This is a genomic window from Providencia sp. R33 (genome assembly GCF_019343475.1).
In the GTDB taxonomy this organism is placed as follows: Bacteria; Pseudomonadota; Gammaproteobacteria; order Enterobacterales; family Enterobacteriaceae; genus Providencia.
The window spans coordinates 3,005,807-3,026,080 of the sequence record NZ_CP072453.1 but is presented as its reverse complement, the minus strand read 5'-3'; the positions used below and the strand labels follow the sequence as shown (position 1 = coordinate 3,026,080).

Genomic DNA, 20,274 nt, shown 5'->3' with positions numbered 1-20,274 from the left:
TGCTCAAACATGGTACTAGTTTATTTAAGACATGCTGGTATCGTCCTTTTACCTAGTGTGGACTTTATTTATAGGAGAACTATTAATGAAAATTCGTCCATTGCATGACCGTGTTATCGTTAAACGTAAAGAAGTAGAATCTAAATCTGCGGGTGGCATTGTTCTGACCGGTACTGCGGCAGGCAAATCAACGCGTGGTGAAGTTCTGGCAGTAGGCCAAGGCCGCATCCTCGAAAATGGCGAAATTAAAGCGCTGGATGTGAAAGTTGGCGACATCGTTATTTTTAACGACGGTTATGGCGTGAAAGCTGAAAAAATCGACAATGAAGAAGTCCTGATTATGTCCGAAAGCGACATCCTGGCAATTGTTGAAGCGTAATTTTCACTTAAAACTTCTCAACGAACGAAAAGAATTTGAAGGAAAGAGATAATGGCAGCTAAAGACGTTAAATTTGGTAGTGATGCACGTACGAAAATGCTTCGTGGTGTGAATGTTCTGGCAGACGCAGTTAAAGTAACCTTAGGCCCTAAAGGCCGTAATGTTGTTTTAGACAAATCATTTGGCTCACCTGTTATCACTAAAGACGGTGTTTCTGTTGCACGTGAAATCGAATTAGAAGATAGATTCGAAAACATGGGTGCGCAGATGGTCAAAGAAGTTGCCTCTAAAGCAAACGATGCTGCGGGTGACGGTACAACAACTGCGACAGTTTTAGCACAAGCTATCATCACTGAAGGCTTAAAAGCGGTTGCAGCGGGTATGAACCCAATGGACCTGAAACGTGGTATTGATAAAGCGGTTGTTGCTGCAGTTGAAGAACTGAAAGCACTGTCTGTTCCATGTTCAGACACCAAAGCGATTGCACAGGTAGGTACTATTTCTGCAAACTCTGACGAAACCGTTGGTCGTTTAATCGCAGAAGCAATGGATAAAGTCGGCAAAGAAGGCGTTATCACTGTTGAAGAAGGTACAGGTCTGGAAGATGAGCTGGATGTGGTTGAAGGTATGCAGTTTGACCGCGGTTATCTGTCCCCTTACTTCATCAACAAACCAGAAACTGGCGCAGTTGAGTTAGAAAACCCATTCATCCTGTTAGTTGATAAAAAAGTTTCTAACATCCGTGAATTATTGCCAGTATTAGAAGGCGTTGCGAAAGCAAGCAAACCACTGCTGATTATTGCTGAAGATGTTGAAGGCGAAGCGCTGGCAACATTAGTGGTTAATACCATGCGTGGTATCGTCAAAGTGGCAGCGGTTAAAGCACCGGGCTTCGGTGACCGCCGTAAAGCAATGTTGCAAGATATCGCAACACTGACTAACGGTACTGTTATCTCTGAAGAGATCGGTATGGAGTTAGAAAAAGCAACGTTAGAAGACTTAGGTCAAGCTAAACGTATCGTGATCAACAAAGACACCACTACTATCATTGATGGTATCGGTGAAGAAGACGCGATCGCAGGCCGTGTTGCTCAAATCCGTCAACAAATCGAAGAATCTTCTTCAGATTACGACCGTGAAAAACTGCAAGAGCGCGTAGCGAAATTAGCTGGCGGTGTTGCGGTCATTAAAGTCGGTGCAGCAACTGAAGTTGAAATGAAAGAGAAACGCGCTCGTGTTGACGATGCTCTGCACGCAACTCGCGCAGCGGTTGAAGAAGGCGTTGTTGCTGGTGGTGGTACTGCGCTGGTTCGTGTTGCTGCTAAACTGGAAGGTTTGAAAGGCGACAATGAAGACCAAACTGTCGGTATTCGTGTTGCTCTGCGCGCGATGGAATCTCCAATGCGCCAAATTGTGACCAACGCAGGTGAAGAAGCGTCTGTGGTTGTTAATCAAGTTAAAGCAGGCAAAGGTAACGAAGGTTACAACGCAGCAACTGATACGTATGGCGACATGATCGACATGGGTATCTTGGACCCAACTAAAGTAACGCGTTCTGCTCTGCAATTTGCAGCGTCTATCGCTGGCCTGATGATCACCACTGAAGCGATGATCACTGACCTGCCAAAATCAGATGCACCTGACTTAGGTGGCGCTGGAATGGGCGGCATGGGTGGAATGGGCGGCATGATGTAAGCCATTTGGCAAACATCACGCGCCAATCACGATAATTCGTGATATAGCCTGAATAAGACCGGTACGGTGAGTTTATCTCGTCGTGCCGGTTTTTTATTGGAAATAATGAATATTTATTTGAGCGATATACGATTTATTTTTGCGTCAACGTTGCTTCGCGGGTTATATTTAACGTAAGGTAAGTGGTTTGATTGGCAAAGAATAGGGCAGGTTTTTGATTAATTTGTGGTAGACTCTATTCGGCTGGTGATGTGCGGCAATTGTGACGCAGTATGCGGATCACCTTCTAGCGATTTATGATAGATTGCTATCAATACCGTATTCGGCTAATAATTTTTCAAACCAGCTGCAAAACACAATGAAAAATGAGGGAAAACATGCGAATTAAAGTCTTGCTTGGTGCTGCTGCATTACTGCTTTTAGCGGGTTGTTCAACGTCAACTAACTTGACTGCGGCAGGCTCACAAGTTCGTTTTGTTGAGAATCAACCTGGAAGTGATTGCCAACTTCTCGGTCAAGTTGCAGGAACACAAAGCAACTGGTTGAGTGGTGTGAATAATGAATCAAGCTCAATGCGCAGCGCAGCGAATGATTTGCGTAATAGAGCGGCTGAAATGGGTGGAAACGTAATTTTTGGCGCGACGAGCCCAAGTGAAACCGTGTTATCTAGCTTTATCCCGCTAGACAGCAAAATGGTTGGCCAAGTCTATAAGTGCCCCTAACATGAATTAGCGACGCCCAAATAACCATTATTTGGGCGTTTTGCTGATTAGCTCTGCCTTAAATTGAGATCGAGCAGTGTTTTGCTAGGTTCTCCACCAATTTCCCGTGCAAGTTTAGGCACGAGATATCCTGATACCTTACTCAACAATTGTTGTATTAATTGGCGTGCTTCAATATCGCTCACTAAAAAGTGAGCAGCACCTTGTACTTTATCCAATACATGCAAGTAGTAGGGCAGAATTCCTGCGTCGAATAAGGCATTGCTCAAATTCATCAACGCCGTTACGTTATCATTGACTTGGCGCAGTAAAACGCTTTGATTTAATAACGTCACACCCGCTTTTTTGAGCTTTTGCATTGACTTGGTGAATGCCTCGTCAATCTCATTAGCGTGGTTGATATGCGTGACCATAACCACTTGTAAGCGCGAGCGTGCCAGTCTTTCGCATAATGCATCTGTGATCCGCTCAGGGATAACAACAGGCAAACGCGTATGAATTCTCAACCGGCTGATATGGGGAATATCCTCCAATCGGCTAATCAACCAATCGAGTTCATGGTCTTTTGCCATTAACGGATCACCACCAGAGAAGATGATTTCATTGAGTTCGGTGTGGTTTTTTATATAATCCACAGCCATCAACCAGTTATTTTTATTTCCTTTGTTATCTTCATAAGGAAAATGCCGGCGAAAACAGTAGCGACAGTTCACTGCACAGCCACCTTTAACGAGCAGTAATGCGCGGTTGTGGTATTTATGCAGTAAGCTTGGGATCTCATTATCCTGCTCTTCCAGCGGGTCGGTAGAAAAACCAGGATGTACATCAAACTCGGCTTTTGCAGTTAATACCTGCAATAACAGCGGGTCTAGTGGATCGCCTTTTTTCATTCGTGAGATAAATGGCATAGGGACACGTAATGGAAATAGTTGACGTGCCTCACGGCCTTCTTGCGAAGCAAGATGATTTTCCAAGTTAAGTATTTGTAGCAATTCATCTGGATTAGTGATTGCTTCTGCAAGTTGTTGTATCCAGACTTCTCTGGATGAGGTATTTTGAGTTACAATATCGACCATTTTTTGGCTATGCCATTTTTAGTTTATAAATTAGAGGATCACCATGGCTACTTATAGTACCAATGAATTCCGCTCAGGTCTTAAAATCATGTTAGATGGCGAGCCTTGTGTCGTTTTAGAAAGCGAATTCGTAAAACCGGGTAAAGGTCAAGCGTTCGCACGTGTGCGCATCCGTAAACTGATTTCTAACAAACTGTTGGAAAAAACCTTTAAATCTACTGATTCTGTTGAAGGCGCAGATGTCATGGATATGAACTTAACTTACCTGTACAACGACGGTGAGTTCTGGCATTTCATGAACAACGAAACTTTCGAACAGTTAGCAGCGGATGAAAAAACCGTTGGCGATAACGCGAAATGGTTAGTTGACCAAGCAGAATGTATCTTAACACTGTGGGACGGTCGTCCTATCGCGGTAACCCCACCTAACTTTGTTGAGTTAGAAATTACCGATACTGACCCAGGCCTGAAAGGCGATACCGCAGGTACAGGCGGAAAACCTGCAACACTGAGCACTGGCGCAGTTGTTAAGGTTCCACTGTTTGTTCAGATCGGTGAAGTTATCCGTGTTGATACTCGCTCAGGCGAATACGTTTCACGCGTAAAATAACGGCGTATCCTATACGGGATCGTTAAAAATAAAAAGCCGTGGACGAGTGCCACGGCTTTTTTTGCATCTTTTTTAGGTCTAACAGCACTTAAACCCACCTTTTCCGCCATAACGTGCATCTTGGCGCTCTTTAAAAAACTCCTCGTAGGTCATCGGAGTTTGATCAGGGTGAGTCCGTTGCATATGGGCGACGTAGTTGTCATAGTCAGGGACGCCGACCATCATTTTTGCCGCTTGGCCGAGGTATCTCGCTGCTTTTCCTAAGTTTCCAAACATAAATCCTCGTCATATTTTGTGTTGTAGCGGTGTTGGCTTCACTTGTTAACCCTAGTCACATACTGTTATGTATGCTCCTAGTTTCTCCTTCATATTTCACGCTGTTGCTGCGTTGGCTTCATTCGCTAACCCTAGTCACATACTGGAGTATGCTCCTAGGGATTATCTTCTTTGCCGCCTTGCTCCAACGTGAATTATTTTGGAGAAAGAGTATATGTCCTAAACAGTGACAAGCTTTTCCGCAAAAATCAATGATGGCGCGTATTGGCCACGATTTCTTCGTAGTTGGCTGGCATTGGCTCATATGGCACTTCATTCGCGGTTGGTTCACTTGATTTTAACGCTTTAAGCGCGGTGCGGATGGAGAACAGAGCCAGTAAAACCACAACAATCATAAAGAAAATCGTTAAGCCAGCGTCTAAACGGTTATTGAAAATCAACTGTGTGAGCTGAGATTCCGTATATTGTGCTGGAATATTACCGCTATCAATCATCGCTTGGAATTTATTCGCTACAGCTAAGAAACCAACACGGGCATCTTCACTGAAGGTCTTTTCCCAGCCAGCGGTCATGGTACAAATCAGTAACCAAGCCGTTGGGACGAGGGCAACCCATGCGTATTTTTGGCGTTTCATTTTGAACAGTACCACAGCACACAGCATTAACGCCATACCTGCCAACATTTGGTTTGCGATACCAAACAGTGGCCACAAGGTATTAATACCGCCCAGTGGGTCCACAACGCCTTGATGAAGGAAATATCCCCACGCGAGCACACACAGCGCAGTTGCAATCAAGTTTGCGGGTAAGGAATCTGTCCGTTTTAGCGATGGGGAAACGACACCCAGTAAGTCTTGCAGCATAAAGCGTGCCGCACGGGTTCCTGCATCAACAGCGGTTAAGATAAACAGGGCTTCGAATAAAATCGCAAAGTGATACCAGAAAGCTACATTCATCAGCCCGCCAAGCGCCCCATGCAGAATATAGGCCATCCCAACAGCAAGCGTTGGCGCACCACCGGCACGGGAGATAATACTGGTTTCACCCACTTCGCTGGCAATGGTGTTGAGCTGCTCAGGGGTGATTTGGAAGCCCCAACTACTGACTACTTGCGCGGCAGATGCGACCACATCTTCGGTGCCAGCTGGTGCTAACATCGCCATTGGGCTATTCATGGCAAAATACACGCCAGGGTCAATCACACACGCTGCGACTAACGCCATGATGGCAACAAATGACTCCATTAACATGCCGCCGTAACCGATGAAGCAAGCTTGGTTCTCATTAGCTAACATTTTCGGTGTTGTACCGGAAGAGATCAGCGCGTGGAAGCCAGAAACTGCCCCACAGGCAATCGTAATAAATAAGAACGGGAACAAATCACCCGCCCACACAGGGCCTGTACCATCAATATATTTCGTTAGTGATGGCATTTGCAGGTTTGGGTTTAAAATTAAAATACCAATTGCGAGGCCAATAATGGTCCCGATTTTTAAGAATGTCGAAAGGTAGTCACGTGGTGCAAGCAGCAACCAAACGGGTAAAACAGCGGCAACAAAGCCGTATCCGACTAACATCCACGTTAATTGCACGCCTGTGTAGTCAAAGTACGGTGCCCATGTTTCACTTTCAGCAACCCATCCACCTGAAATAATGGCGAAAACAAGGAATACGAGCCCGATAATAGATACTTCACCAATGCGACCTGGGCGAATATAACGGGTATAAATTCCCATAAAAATCGCCAGTGGAATCGTAAAGGCGACCGTGTAGGTTCCCCAAGGGCTGTGAGTTAAGGCTTTTACCACGATCATCGCGAGTACCGCTAAGATGATCACCATGATCATAAAACAGGCAATTAGTGCCAGCACACCCGCGGTATTGCCCATTTCTTCTTTGACTAACTCGCCAAGTGAGCGGCCATCACGGCGCGTAGAAACAAACAACACCATAAAGTCTTGAACGGCACCTGCTAATACCACCCCAGCAAGCAGCCACAGCATACCCGGCAGGTAACCCATTTGCGCAGCAAGCACAGGGCCAACTAAAGGACCTGCACCTGCAATCGCCGCAAAATGGTGACCAAATAACACTTTTTTATCTGTTGGAACGTAATCTAATCCATCATTATGGCGAATTGCGGGAGTCATGCGTGTTTCATCAACTTGCAGAACTTTTTTCGCAATAAACAGCCCATAATAGCGGTATGCAATCAAGTAAATACACACGGCTGCTACTACAATCCACAGTGCATTGATCTGCTCGCCACGATACAAGGCGATGTAACCGAGTGAAAAAGCACCGAGCAGAGCGAGCGCAATCCAAATAAATTGTTTACCCATAGCCATCCCCATCTGTTCAATGAATGATATTTGTTATTTATTTAAGTAAAACTGAGGAAGATATAGCCATAGTTAAGTTAAAGAAAAAGTAGCTAAAACGAGACACCTAATTGAAATTTGAGATAAATTCGAGAATTGCAGTGAACATCACTAATCTAAGAATATTTATTGGATTTTATCTGGTTTTGATCTAGCGAATAGTAACTGGATTGGATGGTTATCTGGATTTTGAATTTTTTGTGGTGTTTTCAACTAAAATAAGAAAAGGAAATAATAGAGCGAAAACGAATAGAGTGCATTGATTACCGAAAGCGAAAAACCGTCGGTAATCAAATGCATTATCTTAGGCGTGTCTTAAGCGTTGGATAATTTTTTTGCCAAAAAGTGTCGTAATAAGACCAAACATGATCAAAATTAAACCAGCAACTTGTATGCTATTAATGTGCTCACCGAGGAATAATGCACTGCTGCTTAAACCGAACACGGGTACCAATAATGAAAACGGTGCAACACGCCATGCTTCGTAGCGTCCAAGCAGTACGCCCCATAAGCCATAGCCGACAAAAGTGGATAAATACGCCAAATACAAAATCACACCGAGCACAGACCAATTAAAGCCAGATAACCCGTCGACAATGGCATCTTCACCTTCAAGGATCCATGAACTAATTAGGAATGGAATAATGGGGATCAGCGCGCTCCAGCTCACGAGTGACAAAGCACTGCATTTTTCTGTGCCTTCGTGTTGCATGATAATTCTGTTGGTAATATTCCCACAAGCCCATGATAAGCCAGCAATTAATGTGAAGGCTAAACCGAGCATTGGGATATCATCTAATCCGCCCGCAGTTGCACCATTGGCTAACACGGTCAACCCTGCGATAGCGATAAACATGCCAATGAAATGGGTTGGTTGTAGTGTTTCCTTTAAAATCATGGCCCCAAGTAATAAGGTGAAAAAGGCTTGAGATTGCAAAATAACGGAGGTGATCCCTGCAGGCATACCAACGCGGATGGCGCAAAATAAAAAGGCAAATTGGCCAAAGCTAATGGTTAAGCCGTACAACAATAATAATTTGAACGGAATTTTAGGCCGCTTGAAAATAAAAATGGCAGGAAAGGCAACAAAAACAAATCGTAATGCCCCAAGGAGTAATGGGGGAAGCGCTGTGACACCAAGTTTGATAATCACAAAGTTAACGCCCCAAATAATTACCACACAGAGGGCAAGTAATATATCTTTGAAACTCATGCTATTTTCTCGATGAATAGACCCGATAAGATTTCCTACTTTACCTTTGCTAGGCGCGCAGTGCGATGACAATGATGCTTATTGGCGAAAAACAGAATAAATAGGTTAAAGAAGATCGCCAATTTACGCTTATTTGTTATTTTTCGTTGCTTGAGTCTGTGCTGGCGAATGTTTATAATGAGAGACACATCACACGTATTCAGGACGACCTGAATCACGTCATTTAATTATGGGGACGACCCCGAGTTATTCATGGGAGTAACGACCATGGCATGGATCGTCCTTTTATTCGCAGGTTTACTCGAAGTGGTTTGGGCTGTAGGGTTAAAATATACTCACGGCTTTACACGCTTAACACCCAGTATTATTACGATTGTCGCGATTATCGCCAGTATGGGTTTATTAGCCTATGCAATGCGTGATTTACCTGTCGGAACGGCTTACGCAATCTGGACAGGGATTGGTGCAGTGGGTACAGCAATTGTCGGGATTATTTTCCTTGGTGAATCCGCCAATATGTTCCGCTTATTAAGCCTTGTTTTGATTATCACTGGGTTAATTGGCCTCAAAGTATCGAGTTAATGACTTAATATAAAAAACAGGCGGGTGAGGTAATAAGCCATCCGCCTTTACTGCTTTTTGGATACATCGTCAGGCATAAAATACTTAGTCCTTTTGCTCTCGGTCATGATAGCGAGATGGCCAAATTTCAGCCGGCGTGACACCTAAAAATTCAGCAATAATTCTTTCTCCTTTTGGCCAGCGCCTTGAAAGTGCGTTGTTCAGTGTGGACGAATTTAAGCCAACAGAACGTGATATTTCGGAAAGAGAAGATCCCTTTTTCTTTATTGCTGCAATGATATCAGCAGGGTGCCAATCTTTTTTCATAATATCTCCAGTGTTATTAGTTGAATAATGCTTGGTAGTTTTAAGAATAATATTACTGTATTTTTTATTTTCTTTTTTTTAATACTATTATTAAATTATACTTTGAATATTTTTTATTCTGTGATAGTGATATATATCCTTGGTTATTATTTTTTTATTAACATTTAATTATATTAAAAGGAATTATTATGGATGTTAAGGGTGATCTCTTGGAAAAAACGTGTTCAGGTTTAAAAAATACTTTTTCTAATTATTTTGATTGGAATGATATTGACTTGTCTTTTTCAAAAGTAGATATTTTAAATAGGCAGGTCTATACTACATCGAGTAATTATGATTGGGTTTTGATGTATTGGGATGCGGATTTGGATAAAGTGATTGGTGAGCGGCTATCGACAGGGATACAGTACTGGAGTAACTACTCAAAAGAATATATGAACACCTTATTAAGAACAGATAAGTGTAAACTAAAAGTGGATTTTTGTGCTAAATATGGAAGTGTATATGAAATTACGTCAATTAATTCTAAAAGAAAGTTATCGATAAAAGATATAATGGCAATATATAAATGCCGACCTATTATTTCTGATTATACTCACGGAGTATGGAAACAAAGTGATGAAAATTATTTACCATTAAGAAGCAGTTTAGATATACCAATAGAAGGTAAAAACAGTATTAATGACTTAGAAAGTGAAATTTTAGACATTCACCAGTATATGCGTTTTGGAAATATTCGCTTTACTCGAAAAGAAATTATTACAATAAGAATGTTACTATCCCATTGTAAAGTAAAAGAAATTAGCTATGCGCAGGGATGTTCAGAGGTGTGTGAACACAAACGAATTCAAAGGATTAAAGAGAAACTTTCTTGCCCTCATGCGTCTTCAAGTGGCTTATTTAGTGCATTAAAAGAAAATGGAATTACACTCGCCTGCTTAGAAACTTTAGTCAATTATCCTTAATTTTCAATGAATAAGATAGATGATGTATGAAATCTTAGGGATGATAAGGATAAAAAAATGAAATGGAAATTCAGGTTTGGTGCCGTCGCAGGTAATGCACTTGAATACTATGATATTGCTGTTTTTGCTGCAATATCAACTTATTTGAGCGCTGAACTAACAAAGTTAGGTTATGAGCAAGCAACAGAAATGGTTTGGGGTATATTTGCACTGCGTTTTTTAATACGACCTTTAGGCGGATATATTATAGGGCGCTATGCAGATACGGTTGGGAAAAAACCTGCTTTAATATTAACAAGCTTAATTACAGGTATTGCAACATTAATGATGGCTATATTACCTATTGAACTATTAGGTAACTATACACCAGTTGCTATATTAATATTACAACTCGCTTTGTCATTTAGTTTTGCAGGGGAGTATCCATCTTTAATTACCTACTTATTTAAAGATGCACATACTAGAGAGCAAGCAAGAGTTTCGTCTATTATTGTCGGTAGTTCTTTGCTTGGCGTTATTGCTTCTTTAGGTATTGTTTTAGTGTTAAAAAATACGCTGAATGAAGATATGATGCAATCAATAGGTTGGCGAATTCCCTTATTCATAGGGGTCGCAAATATATTAATGAGTTTTTGGTTTAGGTTTAATCTTCCAAATTATCAAGTGATTTCTAAAGATAAACAATCAATTAATTGGAAGAATGTGTTTTGGGTGTTTTTATTCACAATTCCTGGAACTGTTACATTTTATTCTCAAAGCCTATCAACATCATTGATAATAGAGCAATTAAAGATTGAAGAAATAAAAAACTATTACGCAATTTTATCGTCAAGTTTACTTTTACTCCTCATGTTAATATGTGGTTGGCTAACGGATAAATACAGTTCAGCTAAGCAGGTTTTTAATATTGGCGTTATATTAATGGTTTTCTGTTCTGCACCGCTTTATCTCATATTGCAAAAGAATAACTTATTATTCGTACTAATAGCTCAACTACTAATGTCTGTTTATTCAGCAATGATATTGTGTAATTTATCAGCAGTTCTCATCAGTAAGTCAAATGGGCAGGCGGCAATTTTAGGCATTGGTTATAATGGCGCTTCAGCTTCTCTTGGAGGGATCACGCCTTTAATTGTCGGTTACCTTAGCCAATATCACCTAGCTTACGTTGGGGCATTTATCGCTGTTTGTGGGTTATCGTATTTTATTTCCTATTTACTACCAAAGCACGCTCATACGTAGCTTTTTCTCCATTCATCCCCTCGTTCTATAACTTGGATGAGGGGATGAGCATTATTTTTTAGAATAACAAGACCACTACAAAACCCATGCTGTTCGGGCACCGACAGTGGTACTTTTATGCAATCGAGTATGGCTAAGGCAAAATGCATCAATGCCTGCGCTATGTTGTGAATACCATGCACCACCGCGCATTAAAGCACGTTCACCATAGTTACGCAGGTAGATTTGATCATCTGATTGTTTAACTTTGTAGGGTGCGAGACCCAATATCTTCAATAAAGTCGGAATTTGTTCACCTTCGGTCGTTCCAACCAATCGAAAAGGACTGTCCAACAGGCCCTGCGGGTAGCCTGAATCCGTTGGGTCACCATTAAAATGATGGATTTGTGCCGAGATTATTGGGGTGCCAGCATTGCCATCAAGTTTGGCTATTGGTGAATCATATTTTGCACTTGATGGGCTATTAGGGGGGATTAACTCACCACTGCTCATATCAATAGCTCGCCAATCTAACAATGCGTCATCAAGATGAATAGCGGCATCACTATTTTTTATGATTTGAATTTCGCCAGCAACTAGGCGAACCCCTGTTTGCCACTCCCAAAGGTTACCAACTAAATCGCTTATCCCTGAAAGTTGGTGATTATGGTACCAGCTTTCCCATTGTGCATTGGTTGGGGTTGTTGGTGTGCCTTGCAAATCGCCAGTCGCTAGCCCGTCAATTCGTGGAATAAATTCATCATGGTTAAAATAATTACGGCCGTAATCCGTATTACCATGAATAAGGTTATTATACTGATTAGCTAAGGCTGAGATGGCGCTCCACTCGGCGTTAGTACTGATATGACAGCCTTTACCTGATTGCTGCGCTAATGATTGAAATTGCGCTAAATTTAAATTGCATGCGGGTGGCTGATTGGGTTGGCTAATTAATTCACCATCTCGCAAACTTGCGCTGTAACAGGCGTAGAAAAAGGCATCAATAGGGCGCTCATTAATAATAAAAGCAGGATGGATACCAGTGCCTAGAGAGGAGCTAATTTCTTGTAAATCAAACTGGGGTACGATAAAGACATAGTTAGGCTGCCCTTTAGGGCTGTAAATAATGGTTCGTTGCCCATGGCTTTGTTTTTCAACTTGGGTTCGTAGTGGGTCAGGGGAATAAATTGTGGTCATCATAAGCCTCTGTTTTAAAGGGAAACCCAGTAGCCTTCTTGCCACTTGATGGGTAAGAACTGTTCAGTAAAATCTTTGAAAACCGTATTAACATCCAGATCAGGGAATATGCTAGGGTGCAACCAAGTCGCAAATTTTAGAGCGGCGATAAAGCCAAATGGGCTGTCGTAAAAAGTGTGCCAAATAGCATGGACATGCTGCTGTTTGACTGCATGCAATGTTTTAAAGGCATTACGCTGCATTAAAATTTTAAGCCTTTGTTTCGCTAGCAGTAAATCCGCTCCAGGGCCTAATCCTACCCAATTACCTTTCGGGTTATAGCCACTCCAATCGGTACCTGTAACAATCACCATTTGAGCTTGGGTGTGAATAATCGTCTCTTGGTTTAGAACGCCATATGTTCCATGAATGTATTGGTTAGCAATATTCTCTCCACCTGCAAACGAGAGAAACTGGCCAAAATTTCCGTTTCCGTAGGCTAAGCAACACTCTTCCGTAAAGCCCGCAGCACGCTCAAGGAGTACTTTTGGTCTTATAGGATTTGCATTAGCGAGGCGAGTTTTTACATTATCTAGCTGTGTTTTAATAAATCGATTGATGCGATTAGCCCTTTCTTGTAAACCAAAGACTTCCCCCATAATCGCAATGCTTTTCGGCGTATTAGTGAGTGGGTCAACACTCATATCGAGGGCAATAACAGGAATATTAGCGCGCAGTAAAAGTGTGAGAAGCCCATTGGCTTGTAAACCTGCAAATGTGCCTGTTGTCGTAAAAATAATGTTTGGCTTGAGCTCTAAAATCGTTTCCAAATTAGCCTGCGCCCCGCCAATCGCGGGGAGGTGGGGTAATTGTTCAATCTTAGGAAAAGCCGTACAGTATTGTTGGTAGCTACGCAAATCAGCAGTACGAAAGTTACTGGGAACAGCGACAAGTTTTTCCACAAACTTGGTCATTCCCAATGCGGCAAAGAGAAAAACCAGTGATGGGTCAGCCAAATAAATTCTCTGTGCATTTTCTGGGTAAGCAATAGTGCGTCCAAGGATGTCTGTCACCTTGGGCATTGCGGCTGCGACAACAGGGAAAGGTATTACACTTAATGTCGCCATTGCTAACCCCGCCTTAATCAAATTCCTTTTAGCACTTTCCATAAGTTGCTTACCTGTTGAATTAAAAGTAGTAATTAAGTGTGGCAAGTAACGTTCTATTCGTGCCAATACTGCAATAGGTGGAACTGGTGCAGCTCGCAACGTAGGATTTATTGGTGACATTACTGACAGTTAAACCCAGTTCCATACCAGTGAGTTCAGGGATTAATGCATCCATTTGGTACCTTGCGCTGATATCGCCAAGCCAGACTGCTGGTACTTTAAATGTATTGGTGTTGTCACCCCATGTTTCGCCTAGATAACGCACGCCAACGCCGACTAAAGCGCCTTCGAGGTAAGGGGAGTGAAAACGGTAGTCAACCCATGCGGAGCCGCTGTGTTTAGGGACTTGAACAGGGTATTTATTTAAGACTGAAAGGTCTTGGCTTTCGGTGATTTTATTGTCAGTAAAGGCATAGTTCACCATGATATTCACTGACGGTGTTAACGCCATACGGCTTTCAAAATGAACTCCACGGGAGCGAATTTTCCCCGTTTGATTATAGTAATCTGGGTTTAGCGGGTTATGGGTGGTGACATTTTTTTGTTCTAATTCATATGCGGCTACGCTTGCCATTAGGTTATCCGATTGGTATTTAAGCCCCATTTCGGCTTGTTTTGATTCAGTTGGGATAAAGGATTTTCCATCCGCATCCGTCCCTAAAACGGGGTCAAAGCTATCGGAGAAACTGATCCATGGCGAAAAGCCATTTTCAAAAGCATAGGTTAGCCCAACGCGTTGGCTCCAAGCGGAAGTGTCATTTTTTTGCGTTGTGTGAGAGAGGTTATTATCAGTATCTAAATAAGACCAATCATAGCGCCCACTCAGGATCAAATCCCATTGCTGCCAACTAAGTTGGTCTTGTAGATAAACCCCATAGCGATTAAAACGTTGGGTTGTTGATGTGCGGGAAACGGGGTAAGGTTTAAATTCAGGGTGATGAGGTTTCACCCATGGATCGAAACTGACGGTTTGCGAGCCCCACCAGTCTTTATCCAGTTTTCCAGTTTGAAAATCAAACCCAGTGAGTAACTCGTGGCGAATATCGCTAGTTTTAACTTTATAAACCAGTTGGTTATCAGCAACAAAGGTTTTTGATTTACTTGGTGAATCTTGGTAAACCGCAGTGAGTAACCGATCTCCCGCTAAGAAGCCGCGTGTGAAGTCTCGTTTAATGTGGGTATCTACATCAGAGTAGCGCATATTTTGTTTCAGTGTGACGGACGAGCTGACTTGGTAGTCAACTAATGAGGTCACTGACCACTGTGTACGTGTGGATTTTTCATGTTTGGGGTCACTGTAGTTTTGAGTGAAATCCAGCTTTCCATTTGGGTTCGGTAGCAAGCCAATTGCTTGAGCGGGCAAGGTATTATAGTGGCCAATGTGTGGATCATGTTGATATTGACTTAATACTGTCCAATTGAGTTTTTCATTAGGTTGCCATGTGATGGAAGGAGCGAGCAAGTAGCGAGATTGCTTCGAGGAATTCACTTGCGAATCCGTTGACAGCGCTAATCCATTCATTCGATATAGCAATGTTTCATCGTCATTCATGGTGCCAGTGGTATCAAATTTGACGGCATTGTTATCAAAATTGCCTTTTTGGAACTGAATTTGATGTGATTCATTGGCACTTGGGCGGCGTGATTGCATATTGATAACCCCCCCAGCCCCTCCTTGCCCATACAGTGCAGATGACGGCCCATGAACGGCTTCGATACTATTGAGTGTCCATGAATCAACTTGTGGCCCCCAAATTCCACTGTTGCCGATAACCCGTAACCCATCCAAGTAGTAATCGGCATCGAAACCACGAATTTTTGAAAAATCGATACCGCCACCAAAGGCGCCAAATTTTTCGCTGGTTACACCTGCGCTGTAGCGTAAGGCTTGGCTGATTGATTCAGAAGGCAGAGTATCCATTTGCTCGCGTTTAATCACCGAAACAAATTGCGGTGTTTCCAATAAGGTGGCTGAGCTTTTTGTGGCAGTAGATTGAGTTTTATTGGCATAGCCAGTAGGTTCCTGATCTTGGTTTTCTGCGGCGGTGACGACCAAGACGTCTGTTTTAGGTTTCGCATTTGCAGTATTTGAGCAAATTAGGGCGCAGGCCAATAAACTTAATGTGGAAAGCGTGTAGGTTCGATGAGTGAAGTTATGCATGCAATTTTAGCCAATAAAGTAAAAGAGAAATTTTATGGCGCTAGCATAGATCGGCGACCGACCATCAGTCAATCTAATTAATAATCATTTGCATTTAATGTGCGTAAATTAATTTATGTGATAAATGAGAAGCTATTTATTTCATTGATATTCAATAATAAATCTAGCCGTGCTCGGAATGGTTTTTGTTTGTGTATGAGATTAAAACAACGAGAGCTCGCTTGGGCGATTCACTCGCTGTATTTTTTATTTAATCAGTTGGCTAAATCGCTTATACAAAATTTCGCCTAAATTTTTTTGAGTATATTCATGGCTATTGGCGAGGTTGTCCACGGCGGCATGCATAGAGTGGTAAATCATGGTGGCAAGAAGGTCTGGAGGAAGGGCTGACCATTCTTGATTTTTTTCGCCAAGGGCTAAAATCGCTTTGATTTGCAGGACTGCGCGCGTTTCATGGTCATTACTGCGCCCGTGATATTCATCATGAAACAGCATGTCATGAACCTGTTGTTTTTCAACGTAATATTTGACACTGTTTTCGCACCAAGACTGGAGTTTTTGCGTCGCACTTTTTTGCAGGGCTAGCGCGTCATCAATATTTCCTAAATACCAATCCATATAGCGAGTGCGTAAGGCTTCCATTATGTCATTTTTTGACTGGAAGTAGTGGTAAAATGTCCCTTTTGCCACATCCGCAGAGCGCACAATTTCACTGACAGTTGTGTTGACAAACCCTTTAGAAAGAAAGAGTTTTTCCGCTGCATTCATCAGGTCATCAAGCCGTTCTTCAGCGGGTTTTGTTCTTGGCTTTTTAGGTGGTAGTGTCATCGGGTTTGTCTCTTAATGTCTTGTTCTAAAAAACAGTAGGAATAGTGCATCATAGCATTGAAAGGCGATGTGTTAAAAGTTAGTCCATTGAAAGTATGGCCTGCTTGGTTTTAGTGGTTAATTTTTGCTGAAAACGCAAATAAGCGAAGATCAAAAATAAATACATTAACGCCCCAATTAACCACACCCAGCCATCCCAAAACGATAATGTTTGGCCATAAATAAAGCTGAATAGTAGTGGGCCAACAACACCTGTGGCATTGGTTAAACTGACAAGAATACCTTGCAGTTTACCTTGGTTTTCTTGGTTCACTTGTGTAGACATTAACCCTTGCAGTGCAGGAAGGGCGATGCTGCCCCCGGCAAGCAGGATTAGTGTTGGGTAAATCATCCAGCCTTGGGTGAGCAGTGATAAAATCAAAATGCGTAGCCGTCTACCATAAAGCCCAGTAAAATCGTTGTTTTTTCGCTAAATTTTTTCGTTATTGCCCCTGCAACGAAAGCTTGAAATAACGCATGCATCACACCAAGCCCAGCCAACGATAACCCAACTTCCATGCTGCTCCATTGAAAGCGATTTTCGGTAAATAATACCCAAGTTGTCGCGGGGATTTGGCCTATTAATTGCGCCATAAAAAAGACGAATATTAGCAATGTAATTGGCTTTATGACTTGTATAAATGAGAAGGATATGACCTGAGATCTATGGGTATCTTCTTGTTCTATTTGAGCTTTTTTATCCTTGAATATCAAAAAGGTACCGATAAAAGCCCCTGTATTTAAGATGGCGGCAATGATAAACGGCAAATGGGGGGAATATTCACCTGCAAACCCGCCAATTGTGGGGCCTGCGATTAGGCCAACACCAAAAGCGGCACCTAGCCGCCCAAACCACTTAGTACGCTCATGAGGTGGGGTATTATCCGCAATTACGGAGGCTGCGACTGCGCCTGTTGCACCCGTAATTCCTGAAATTAGCCGCCCTAAATATAACATCCACAATGTGCTTGAGAGGGCAAGCAAGGTGTAATCAACAGCGGCACCTGCGAGAGAGAGTAGTAATATTGGGCGACGCCCCAGTTTATCTGACAGTTTCCCTAATATAGGAGCGAAAAAAACCTGCATGATGGCGTATAGCGCCAGTAGGATGCCGTAATGATTGGCTAAATTCTCAGCAGACACATATTCCCGCAATAATGCAGGCAGTACAGGCATGATCAACCCAATTCCCATGGCATCGAGGGCGGTAATGGTTAGAGCAGTAATTGCGAATTTATTCATTTTCATTTTCTCTATCACTGATAGAGTTGGAATGTATCCCTATCAGTGATAGAGTGTCAATCAGAAAATAAGGGGACAACCATGGCGCGATTAAATAAAGAGACCATTATTACAGCCGCTTTAGACTTACTAAATGAAGTTGGTATGGAAGGGGTAACAACGCGAAAGCTAGCTCAAAAGCTAGGCGTAGAACAGCCAACACTGTATTGGCATGTAAAAAATAAACGGGCTTTGTTGGATGAATTGTCTGTTGAAATGCTAAAACAGCACCATGACCATCCATTGCCGAAAGCGGGTGAAACATGGCAGGCATTTTTGCGAAATAATGCATTAAGCTTCCGTCGAGCGCTATTGAGCTATCGTGATGGTGCGAAAGTACACTTAGGGACTCGGCCTAGCGCGGAGCAATATTCCACGGTGGAAACGCAGCTGCAGTTTATGGTGGATAACGGTTTTTCATTAAAAAATGGCTTATATGCGATCAGTGCAGTAGGGCACTTTACATTGGGAAGTGTGCTTGAACAGCAGGAGCATAGCGCTGCCCTGAGTGAACGCGAAACGACGGATGAGAATGCAATGCCTCCGTTATTAAAATCGGCTCTTCAAATCATGGATAATGATGATGGAACCGAGGCTTTTTTATTTGGTTTAGACGCGTTAATTCAAGGGCTTAAAGCTTAAATTTAAAGTATGGCAAATAAGCGCAAAGCCATACCTTAAACGGTGGAAAGTTATTTAGCACATTGTTTATCTATTTGGCGTTTTCTATCGACTGCTTTTTGTGCCGTTTGCATCGCCAATTGTTGGTCTGCTTGCATTCTTTTTGCGAATGCTTCAGGGTCATTACCCACTAACTCATAGAACAATTTATACTCAAGCGGTGCAACACACTTACATTTTTTCTCAACAGCGGCTTGTTGTTTTGCCCGTTTTTTATCTACTGAAGATTGTGCTTCCCCTGCCATGGGCAAATAACTGTAGGTGTTTGTGCTGACACATTCATTATAGAAATCTTTTTCAGTTGGCATTTCATTAGCACTTTCATTTCCCGTGAAAAATGAATTGGCATGGGCGGGTAATATTATGACTCCAGAAAGAAACAGCGAAATAAACAATCCTTTAAATTTCATTTTATTTTCTCTTACCATGAGTGATATAAAAATAGAGAGGGTTAGTCTCTAACTTGTTTAAGTAAATATAATTAATTTAACCTATTGATTTAAACTGGATAAATTAAATTTTTATTATCCTTCACTTATCATAACAAGCCGATTTTTTATAACAACTAAGGTTAGTCTGAATTAAAATAAACACTATTTTAGAACAGGTAATATCTATTTTTGCGTAGTTTAAGGGTTATTTTCCATTAAATTCCATAATTAAAACTTAATTTTCTAGCCATAAAAAAATACCCCATCGTTTTCACGTATGGGGTATTGATTCGTTTTTAGATTATTGCGTGATTACAAGGTAAATACACCAATCAGGGCAATAACACTAATGATTGCAGATCCGCCATAGAAAACCCATTTTGTCGCTGGGACATGGATTTTAAAATCGTGCAGTGTGTGGTGGATACGGTGCATACCACACCAAACTGGCAGGATAATCATCAGTAATAAGAAAACACGGCCGATAAAGCTTTGGCTAAATGCCATGATGCGCTCATAGCTCAGCATTTCTGGTGCAACACCCAGTGGAATTAAAATTCCTAATAGAATGATGATTGCAGGGCCAATCACGGCGCTCCACATACCACCTGCACCAAATAATCCCCAGAAAATCGGCTCATCGGAACGTTTAGGCGTTAGATTCATCAGATTCTCCTTAGATTAAAATAACAATGCGATTGCTAAGATTGCCGCCGTAACAACAATCGTGAGAGCCCAGAAGCCTTTAACGATAGGCTCATCAGACATTTTCTTATCTTTCACAATAATACTGACGGCTTTTGGTGCAAGGTTGAACCACGTCGTGGTGTGCAGCAATGTCGCAGCCAGTGTAATGATGTTAATGATAAGAATGATTGGGTTGCTTAAGAACCCAACAAAACCAGCCCATGATTCTGGACCGCTTTTCAGCGCAAATACCCCATACAGGACTAAAATACTGAACCAGACCTGAAGGACGGAGGTACTTTCACGCATGATGTAAAAGCGGTAAAAACCCAGCTTTTGCCACCAGTCGCCCTTCATTTCTCTGACATAGGGTTTACGTTTCGTAGTCATGACTT

General features: G+C 42.1%; 20 protein-coding genes and 1 pseudogene. 8 read left to right on the top strand and 13 right to left on the bottom strand.

The window, feature by feature from the left end:
* Window positions 1–85 precede the first annotated feature (85 nt).
* The 3 genes from J6836_RS14205 to J6836_RS14195 all read left to right on the top strand — a co-directional run bounded on the left by J6836_RS14205 (window position 86) and on the right by J6836_RS14195 (window position 2,796).
* Window positions 86–379 carry a co-chaperone GroES gene (locus tag J6836_RS14205; protein WP_206083465.1) on the top strand — a complete coding sequence of 98 codons (294 nt, stop codon included), beginning with the start codon at window positions 86–88 and terminating at the stop codon, window positions 377–379.
* A gap of 51 nt (window positions 380–430) precedes the next feature.
* Entirely contained in the window at window positions 431–2,074 is a 1,644-nt protein-coding gene (groL, locus tag J6836_RS14200) for a chaperonin GroEL (RefSeq protein ID WP_219244654.1), read from the top strand.
* Window positions 2,075–2,451: 377 nt separating this feature from the next.
* The gene (locus tag J6836_RS14195; protein WP_282560536.1) at window positions 2,452–2,796 is read left to right on the top strand and encodes a DUF4156 domain-containing protein; all 345 of its coding nucleotides are present in this window, start codon (window positions 2,452–2,454) and stop codon (window positions 2,794–2,796) included.
* 47 nt (window positions 2,797–2,843) lie between these two features.
* Here J6836_RS14195 and epmB read toward each other — a convergent pair whose 3' ends face one another.
* The gene (epmB, locus tag J6836_RS14190; RefSeq protein ID WP_219244652.1) at window positions 2,844–3,872 is read right to left on the bottom strand and encodes an EF-P beta-lysylation protein EpmB; all 1,029 of its coding nucleotides are present in this window, start codon (window positions 3,870–3,872) and stop codon (window positions 2,844–2,846) included.
* A gap of 43 nt (window positions 3,873–3,915) precedes the next feature.
* Between epmB and efp the strand changes: the two genes are divergently transcribed.
* Window positions 3,916–4,482, top strand: a complete 567-nt coding sequence (efp, locus tag J6836_RS14185; protein ID WP_004258667.1) for an elongation factor P — start codon at window positions 3,916–3,918, stop codon at window positions 4,480–4,482.
* A 78-nt stretch (window positions 4,483–4,560) separates the two neighbouring features.
* On the opposite strand, the gene J6836_RS14180 is transcribed toward efp, so the two are convergent.
* The 3 genes from J6836_RS14180 to J6836_RS14170 all read right to left on the bottom strand — a co-directional run bounded on the left by J6836_RS14180 (window position 4,561) and on the right by J6836_RS14170 (window position 8,352).
* Window positions 4,561–4,758 (bottom strand): YbdD/YjiX family protein, encoded by a 198-nt coding sequence (locus J6836_RS14180; protein ID WP_206083468.1) that lies wholly within the window; start codon window positions 4,756–4,758, stop codon window positions 4,561–4,563.
* A 248-nt stretch (window positions 4,759–5,006) separates the two neighbouring features.
* A complete protein-coding gene (cstA, locus tag J6836_RS14175; protein ID WP_219244651.1) occupies window positions 5,007–7,100 on the bottom strand; it encodes a pyruvate/proton symporter CstA in 2,094 nt (697 codons plus the stop codon).
* 343 nt (window positions 7,101–7,443) lie between these two features.
* Window positions 7,444–8,352: an EamA family transporter gene (locus J6836_RS14170; RefSeq protein ID WP_219244650.1), complete on the bottom strand. Its 909-nt coding sequence runs from the start codon at window positions 8,350–8,352 to the stop codon at window positions 7,444–7,446.
* Window positions 8,353–8,619: 267 nt separating this feature from the next.
* Here J6836_RS14170 and sugE point away from each other — a divergent pair, with 267 nt between their 5' ends.
* A complete protein-coding gene (gene sugE / locus J6836_RS14165; protein WP_219244649.1) occupies window positions 8,620–8,934 on the top strand; it encodes a quaternary ammonium compound efflux SMR transporter SugE in 315 nt (104 codons plus the stop codon).
* A gap of 84 nt (window positions 8,935–9,018) precedes the next feature.
* Here sugE and J6836_RS14160 read toward each other — a convergent pair whose 3' ends face one another.
* On the bottom strand, window positions 9,019–9,240 hold the full coding sequence (locus J6836_RS14160; RefSeq protein WP_219244648.1) for a helix-turn-helix domain-containing protein: 222 nt from the start codon (window positions 9,238–9,240) through the stop codon (window positions 9,019–9,021).
* A 188-nt stretch (window positions 9,241–9,428) separates the two neighbouring features.
* Here J6836_RS14160 and J6836_RS14155 point away from each other — a divergent pair, with 188 nt between their 5' ends.
* A complete protein-coding gene (locus J6836_RS14155; protein WP_219244647.1) occupies window positions 9,429–10,205 on the top strand; it encodes a hypothetical protein in 777 nt (258 codons plus the stop codon).
* 57 nt (window positions 10,206–10,262) lie between these two features.
* Complete coding sequence (locus J6836_RS14150; protein ID WP_219244646.1) at window positions 10,263–11,447, top strand: MFS transporter; 1,185 nt, start codon at window positions 10,263–10,265, stop codon at window positions 11,445–11,447.
* A 75-nt stretch (window positions 11,448–11,522) separates the two neighbouring features.
* Here the strand turns inward: J6836_RS14150 and J6836_RS14145 are convergent, their stop codons facing one another.
* The 5 genes and pseudogenes from J6836_RS14145 to tet form a co-directional block, all read right to left on the bottom strand.
* Window positions 11,523–12,626 carry a hypothetical protein gene (locus tag J6836_RS14145; protein ID WP_219244645.1) on the bottom strand — a complete coding sequence of 368 codons (1,104 nt, stop codon included), beginning with the start codon at window positions 12,624–12,626 and terminating at the stop codon, window positions 11,523–11,525.
* Between the two features lie 11 nt (window positions 12,627–12,637).
* Window positions 12,638–13,771 carry an ABC transporter substrate-binding protein gene (locus J6836_RS14140; RefSeq protein ID WP_219244644.1) on the bottom strand — a complete coding sequence of 378 codons (1,134 nt, stop codon included), beginning with the start codon at window positions 13,769–13,771 and terminating at the stop codon, window positions 12,638–12,640.
* Between the two features lie 19 nt (window positions 13,772–13,790).
* On the bottom strand, window positions 13,791–15,932 hold the full coding sequence (locus tag J6836_RS14135) for a TonB-dependent siderophore receptor (protein ID WP_219244643.1): 2,142 nt from the start codon (window positions 15,930–15,932) through the stop codon (window positions 13,791–13,793).
* A 246-nt stretch (window positions 15,933–16,178) separates the two neighbouring features.
* Window positions 16,179–16,760 (bottom strand): TetR/AcrR family transcriptional regulator, encoded by a 582-nt coding sequence (locus J6836_RS14130; protein ID WP_219244642.1) that lies wholly within the window; start codon window positions 16,758–16,760, stop codon window positions 16,179–16,181.
* Between the two features lie 79 nt (window positions 16,761–16,839).
* Window positions 16,840–18,041 (bottom strand): annotated as a pseudogene (gene tet / locus J6836_RS14125) (Tet(A)/Tet(B)/Tet(C) family tetracycline efflux MFS transporter).
* A gap of 81 nt (window positions 18,042–18,122) precedes the next feature.
* Here tet and tetR point away from each other — a divergent pair.
* Complete coding sequence (gene tetR, locus J6836_RS14120) at window positions 18,123–18,722, top strand: tetracycline resistance transcriptional repressor TetR (protein ID WP_219244641.1); 600 nt, start codon at window positions 18,123–18,125, stop codon at window positions 18,720–18,722.
* Window positions 18,723–18,772: 50 nt separating this feature from the next.
* Here the strand turns inward: tetR and J6836_RS14115 are convergent, their stop codons facing one another.
* The 3 genes from J6836_RS14115 to frdC form a co-directional block, all read right to left on the bottom strand.
* The gene (locus J6836_RS14115; RefSeq protein WP_219244640.1) at window positions 18,773–19,171 is read right to left on the bottom strand and encodes a hypothetical protein; all 399 of its coding nucleotides are present in this window, start codon (window positions 19,169–19,171) and stop codon (window positions 18,773–18,775) included.
* 333 nt (window positions 19,172–19,504) lie between these two features.
* Window positions 19,505–19,858 (bottom strand): fumarate reductase subunit FrdD, encoded by a 354-nt coding sequence (gene frdD, locus J6836_RS14110; protein ID WP_206083482.1) that lies wholly within the window; start codon window positions 19,856–19,858, stop codon window positions 19,505–19,507.
* A gap of 15 nt (window positions 19,859–19,873) precedes the next feature.
* Window positions 19,874–20,269 carry a fumarate reductase subunit FrdC gene (gene frdC, locus J6836_RS14105; RefSeq protein ID WP_004258617.1) on the bottom strand — a complete coding sequence of 132 codons (396 nt, stop codon included), beginning with the start codon at window positions 20,267–20,269 and terminating at the stop codon, window positions 19,874–19,876.
* Between the last annotated feature and the right edge of the window lie 5 nt (window positions 20,270–20,274).